Origin of the sequence: Streptomyces sp. NPDC002619, from assembly GCF_042889305.1 — a bacterium.
Lineage (GTDB): Bacteria > Actinomycetota > Actinomycetes > Streptomycetales > Streptomycetaceae > Streptomyces.
Genome location: NZ_JBIAQV010000117.1, coordinates 1 through 5,755, shown reverse-complemented (window position 1 = coordinate 5,755; position 5,755 = coordinate 1). Strand labels below are relative to the sequence as shown.

At 71.6% G+C, this 5,755-nt stretch carries 3 protein-coding genes; 1 reads left to right on the top strand and 2 read right to left on the bottom strand.

Annotated elements, in window-relative coordinates:
* Positions 1-166: 166 nt before the first annotated feature.
* Positions 167-3,241, bottom strand: coding sequence for a BTAD domain-containing putative transcriptional regulator (locus ACFYXB_RS45415; RefSeq protein ID WP_389591355.1), 3,075 nt, complete (start codon positions 3,239-3,241; stop codon positions 167-169).
* Between the two features lie 282 nt (positions 3,242-3,523).
* Here ACFYXB_RS45415 and ACFYXB_RS45410 point away from each other — a divergent pair, with 282 nt between their 5' ends.
* Positions 3,524-4,375 (top strand): mycofactocin-coupled SDR family oxidoreductase, encoded by an 852-nt coding sequence (locus ACFYXB_RS45410; protein ID WP_389591353.1) that lies wholly within the window; start codon positions 3,524-3,526, stop codon positions 4,373-4,375.
* 85 nt (positions 4,376-4,460) lie between these two features.
* On the opposite strand, the gene ACFYXB_RS45405 is transcribed toward ACFYXB_RS45410, so the two are convergent.
* Positions 4,461-5,510, bottom strand: coding sequence for a fatty acid desaturase family protein (locus tag ACFYXB_RS45405; RefSeq protein WP_389591351.1), 1,050 nt, complete (start codon positions 5,508-5,510; stop codon positions 4,461-4,463).
* Positions 5,511-5,755: the final 245 nt, after the last annotated feature.

Below are 5,755 nucleotides of genomic sequence, written 5' to 3'. Positions count from 1 at the left end.
GTCCAAAGCGAATCGGTAGGCATGCGTAACGATCACCCCATCAGCCTACCGACCGCCACCGACAACACCCCGAGCTGCAACAGAAGTTGAGAAACACTGAGATTCGATGACGAAACCCGCAGCAGTTAGCCCCCCCCCCCGGCCCAACTGCAGTACCGGCACCGCCTCAGCCGACTCCCTCCGACCGCTGCTGATCAAGCACCGCCAGTGCCGCCTCCAGGGACAGTGCCCAACCCTGGGCATAGGCGCCGGCGTACCCCTGGTCCCCGGTCAGCGCGCGGGCCGCGCTCGCGGTGCGGACCACATCCGGGTCCCCGGCGACCGCCATGCCGCGCAGAGACACCCCCGCGCCGAGCAGCAGCGCCGCCCGCTCCCCCGCACCCTCCAGCACGGCGAGCCCGGCCAGTCCCTCCGCCGCCTGTGCCAGGTCGGCCGGCGTGTGCAGCTCCAGGGCCGTGCGCAGCGCCAGTTCGTGCCAGGAGCGGGCCTCCTCCCCTCGCTCCTCGGCCTCGGCGGCACGGCCCAGGCCGGTGTGCAGGCGCTGTATCAGCGACCCGCTGAACCAGTGGTCCCCGCAGGACGCCAGGCCCCGCTCGTACCACTCCCGGGCCCCGGCCGTGTTGTCCCTCAGCCGCTCCAGGTCGCCGAGGCCCAGCTGGGCGGCGGCCACCTTGTCGGAGCTGCCGACTCGGCGGGCCAGCTCGGCGGCCCGGCCGTAGTCGGCTCCGGCCTGCTCGAAGTCCCCGCAGTGCAGCAGGGCGTCGGCGCGGTGGCAGAGCAGGCCCGCCATCTCCTCGGGCGCGTCCAGCTGCCCGACCAGGACCATCGCCTCGTCCAGGTGGGCCAGCGCCTGCTCCTGGTCGCCGCGCCAGTCGGCGAACATGGCCAGCGGATCGAGGCAGTTGGCCATGCCCCAGCGGTCCCCGGTCTGCCGGAAGTGCGCCAGTGCGGTGGCGAACTGCGCCTCGGCCTCCTCCGGTTGTCCGCCGAACCACGGCTGGAACCCGTCCCCCATCAGCCCGACCGCCCTCGACCACGGCTCGGGACCGATCTGCCGGCGCCGGGTGGCCTCGTCGGCGGCCCGGCCGGGACCCGCGATCAGTGCCCGCAGCACGGTCAGGATCGGACGCCTGAGCGGTCTGTCGATGGCGAGGAGCACCGCGTCGGCCCGGTCGAGCCACTGGTGTTCCGCCGGTTCCGCCCGGTCGACGGACGGCTCCAGGGCCCACTCGGTGTAGGCGTTGAGCGCGCACAGGGCGTACTCCTCGTCCAGGCCGGGCGGCGGCCGCTCTCCGATCGCGGTCAGCAGCGTCGCGGTGGGCGTGGCGTGTTCCACGGTCAGTCCGCGCAGCCACCAGTACCAGGTCAGCTCGGCCGCCAGGCGCAGCGCGACGTCGGGGTCCGCGGTCACCGACCAGCGCAGCGCCGCCTCCAGGTTGCCCTGCTCGGCGCCGAGGACGGCCAGCCACTCCACCTGTTCGGTACGGCGCAGGTACGGCTCGGCTCGCTGTGCGAGGTCCAGGAAGTACGTGGCGTGCGCCCGGCGGAACTCCTCCTGCTCGCCGGACTCCACCAGCCGCTCGGCGCAGAACGCGCGCACCGTCTCGAACATCGTCACCCGGCCCTCGCGGGTCTCGGCGAGCGACTTGCCCACCAGCGAGTCGAGCAGCTGCTCGGTGTCGGGCAGGCCGCACACCGCCTCGGCCGCCGCGAGGGTCGCGCCGCCTGCGAACACGGTCAGCCGGCGGGCCAGGGCCCGCTCGTCGGCGTCCAGCAGGTCCCAGCTCCACTCCACGACGGACCGCAGTGTGCGGTGGCGCGGGTCCGCCGTGCGGTCGCCCCGGGAGAGCAGTTTGAACCGGTCGTCGAGGCGGGCGGCGATGTCCTGGACGCTCAGGGTCCGCAGCCGGGCCGCCGCGAGTTCGAGGGCGAGCGGCAGCCCGTCCAGGGCGGTGCAGATCCACTCCACGACGCCGGCCCGCTCCGCGTCGAGGGCGAAGCCCGGCGAGACGGCCGCCGCCCGGTCGGTGAACAGCTGTACGGCGGAGCGGCGTTCCAGCGGGGACAGCGGGCACAGCGCCTCGCCGGTCAGGCCGAGCGCTTCGCGCCCGGTGCACAGGATCCGTACGCCGGGGCAGGCGCCGAGCAGCCGCCGGGCCAGCCGGGCGATGTCCTCGACGACGTGCTCGCAGTTGTCCAGGACCAGCAGCAGCCGGCGTTCGGCCAGGGCGGTCACCAGGCGTTCCTCGGGTCCGCGCCCGCCGTCGGCGCCGGGCCGCAGACCGAGCGCGGTAAGGACGGCGGCGTGGATCTGGCCGCCGTCCTCCAGGGGGGCGAGCTCCACGAAGCAGACGTCGTCGGCGCGTTCCCGGCTCGCCGCCTCCACGGCCAGCCGGGTCTTGCCGACGCCGCCGGGTCCGATGAGGGTGACCAGCCGTGCGCTGGCGACGAGTTCGCGGATCCGGTGCAGTTCCTGGTCGCGGCCGACGAAGCTGGTGAACTGGGCGGGCACACCGCGCGGGGTGATCCCCCCGGGGGAGCCGTCCGAGCGCAGCAACTCCTGGTGCAGACGGGACAGTTCGGCCGACGGGTCGGTGCCCAGCTCCTCGGCGAGGGTGGCCCGGGTCTTCTCGTACACCGTGAGCGCCTCGGCCCGCCGTCCGCTGGCGTGCAGCGCCCGCATCAGCAGTCCGCTCAGCTGCTCGCGCAGCGGATACGCCTCGGCCAACTGCCGCAACTCCGGTACCAGTGGACCCGATTCGCCGAGGGCGAGCTCGGCCTCGACACGGTCCTCGAGGGCGGCCAGACGCAGCTCCTCCAGGCGTACGGCGGCCTGGGTCTGGGCGGGCCCGCGCCACAGGCCGAGCCCCTCGCGCAGCAGGGCGGCGGCGCGCCGGTGGTCGCCGTGGCCGAGCGCCTCGCGGCCCTGCCTGACCAGCCGTTCGAAGCGGTGGGCGTCGATGTCGTCGGGGTCGACATCCAGGCGGTAACCGTGCGGCAGCGACTCGATGGTGACGCCGAGCCGGCGGCGCAGCCGGGAGATCTGGGACTGCAGCGCGTTGGCGGCACTCGCGGGCGGCTCGTCGCCGTACACCTCGTCGATCAGCCGCTCGGTGGAGACCACCTTGCCCACGTCCTCCAGCAGCAGTCCAAGAACCGACCGCAGCCGTGCGCCGCCGAGCTCGAGCGGTTCGCCCTCGGCGGTCCGCGCTTCCATCGGCCCCAGAATCGTGAACAGCACGGGAAGATTGTCTCTCATTCCGGTCGACGGCATGAGAGGGCCTGGAGACAGGGCCCGGCACGAAGACCGTACCGCGCTTCACTCCGGTCACGCCGGAACGCGGGACGAACCGTGGACCGCGAGACACCCCTGTCGTGAACGCGCCGCCGAGTGCCCGGTTTTTTTCGGGCATCCCCCTATCTGTTTAGGGGTTATTGGTGCGTTGTGGGCCATGCGAACGCGCCAATAATGAGGCGAGTCATTGCACTCCGGTGGACTGCACCGAATACGAAGGAGGGCCCCATGGGCCGGCTGGCAGGAAAAGTAGCAGTAATAACCGGTGCGGGCCGGGGCCAGGGCCGCAGCCACGCCGTGCGGCTCGCGGGGGAGGGCGCGGACGTCCTCGCCATCGACCTGGGCGACGGCGAGGTCGGCAGCGTGGAGTACCCGCTGGCGAGCACGGAGGACCTGGAGGAGACGGCCCGCCTGGTCCGCAAGACCGGGCAGCGCGCGGTCGTCCGGGTCGCCGACGTCCGCGACCGCGCCGCGCTGCGGCAGGCCATCGACGAGGGGGTGGCCGAACTCGGCCGCCTGGACGTGGTGATTCCCAACGCCGGCATCCTGCCCATCGGCGCGGGCCGCCCGATCGACGCCTACGTCGACACCGTCGACATCAACCTGTCGGGTGCCGTCAACACGGTGCACGCGGCGCTGCCGCACCTCGGCGAGGGCGGCTCGATCATCATCGTCGGCTCCATCGTGGGCCTCCAGCCGGGGCACGCGGACGTGTCGCAGGCCGGCCCGGGATTCGCCGGCTACCGCTTCGCGAAGCACTCGCTGGTCGAGTACGTCAACACCCTCTCCCAGCTGCTGGCCCAGCAGGCGATCCGGGTCAACGCCGTGCACCCGACCAACGTCGAGACGGACATGCTCCTGAACGACGCGGTCTACCAGGCGTTCATGCCCGACAAGGAGGGCCCGACGCGCGAGGACGCCCTGCCGATCTTCACCGGCATCCAGGCCATGCCGATCCCGTACGTCACCCCCGGCGACGTCTCGCACGCGGTGGTCTACCTGGCCTCGGACGAGTCCCGCTACGTCACCGGACTGCACCTGAAGATCGACGGCGGCGCCCAGGTCAAGCTGGGGCTCTGACGGCGCCCGTGCCCGCACGCGTCCGGGCCGTCGGCGGATTGTCCGCCGACGGCCCGTCGTCTCGGTGGAGGGTGGGTGGTGACGCTCAGCGCCGCGCGGCGCGCAGGGGGTCGCCGGCGCTCCTGAGGTGGCGCAGGGCCTCGCGGTGGGAGGCGGCCAGGCCCGTCTGGTGGTACGGGATGCCCAGCTCGGCGCAGTACTCCTCGGTGATTCGCTGGGCCTGCCGCAGGGCGGGGGTCGGCATGCTGGGGAACAGATGGTGCTCGATCTGGTAGTTGAGGCCGCCCATGAAGGCGTCGACGACCAGTCCGCCGCGTACGTTGCGCGAGGTGAGCACCTGGCGGCGCAGGAAGTCCAGTTCCTGACCGTCGGTGACCATCTGCATGCCCTTGTGGTTGGGGGCGAACACCGAGCCCAGGTAGATGCCGAACAGCGCCATGTGCACGGCGACGAAGGCGACCGCCTTGCCGGGCGAGAGCACGGTGAATATCGCGCCGAAGTAAACCACGAAGTGCGCGACGAGCAGGGCCCCTTCGAGACGGGGCCGCTTCATCGACGGGGTGAACAAGGCCCGGACGCTGGCGACGCTGAGGTTGAACCCCTCGAGCGTGAGCATCGGGTAGAAGAGGACGGCCTGGTGCCGGCCGATGAACGCCGGCAGTCCGCGGGCCACGCTCGCCTGCCGGCGCGACCACACCAGCAGGTTGGGCGCGACGTCGGGGTCCTTGTCCTCATGGTTGGGGTTGGCGTGGTGGCGGGTGTGCTTGTTCATCCACCAGCCGTAGCTCATGCCGAGCAGCGCGTTGGCCGCGATCAGCCCGCCGACCTCGGTGGGGCGGCGGCGGAAGAACACCTGCTTGTGGGCCAGGTCGTGGGCCGCAAGCCCGAGTTGCCCGAAGACCACGGCCAGCACGACCGCGACGAGGAGCTGCAGCCAGCTGTCACCCAGCACGGCGAACGCCACGCAGCTCGCCACGAGTGCGAGCGCCACCACGCCGAATCGCAGGGTGTAGTAGACCGGACGCCGTTCCATCAGCCCCGCCTCGGAAATTCTGCGCGACAGGCGGGAAAAATCACTCCCGGTTTCCTGGGCGATCGGCGGTAATTGCTCCGTGAGCACTGTGGGGTTCGCCATGCGACCCAGTATGCGGGGCGGATATTACGCGGCATAATGCCATCCAACCCCTATTAACCGGGCACCTGACCCCGGCCTGAATGCGGGAAAACCCCTAATTAATTGCCGCTCCACCGGCGCTCCGGCGCCGCTCCACAACGGTTTCTGCGCTTTGACTTCCTCCCCCTCGTGAGCGAGGGGGATTCCCTTATGAGGGGGTTCGGCCGGTCGCCCGGCTTACGGGTTCCTGTTTCACGGACCGGCTG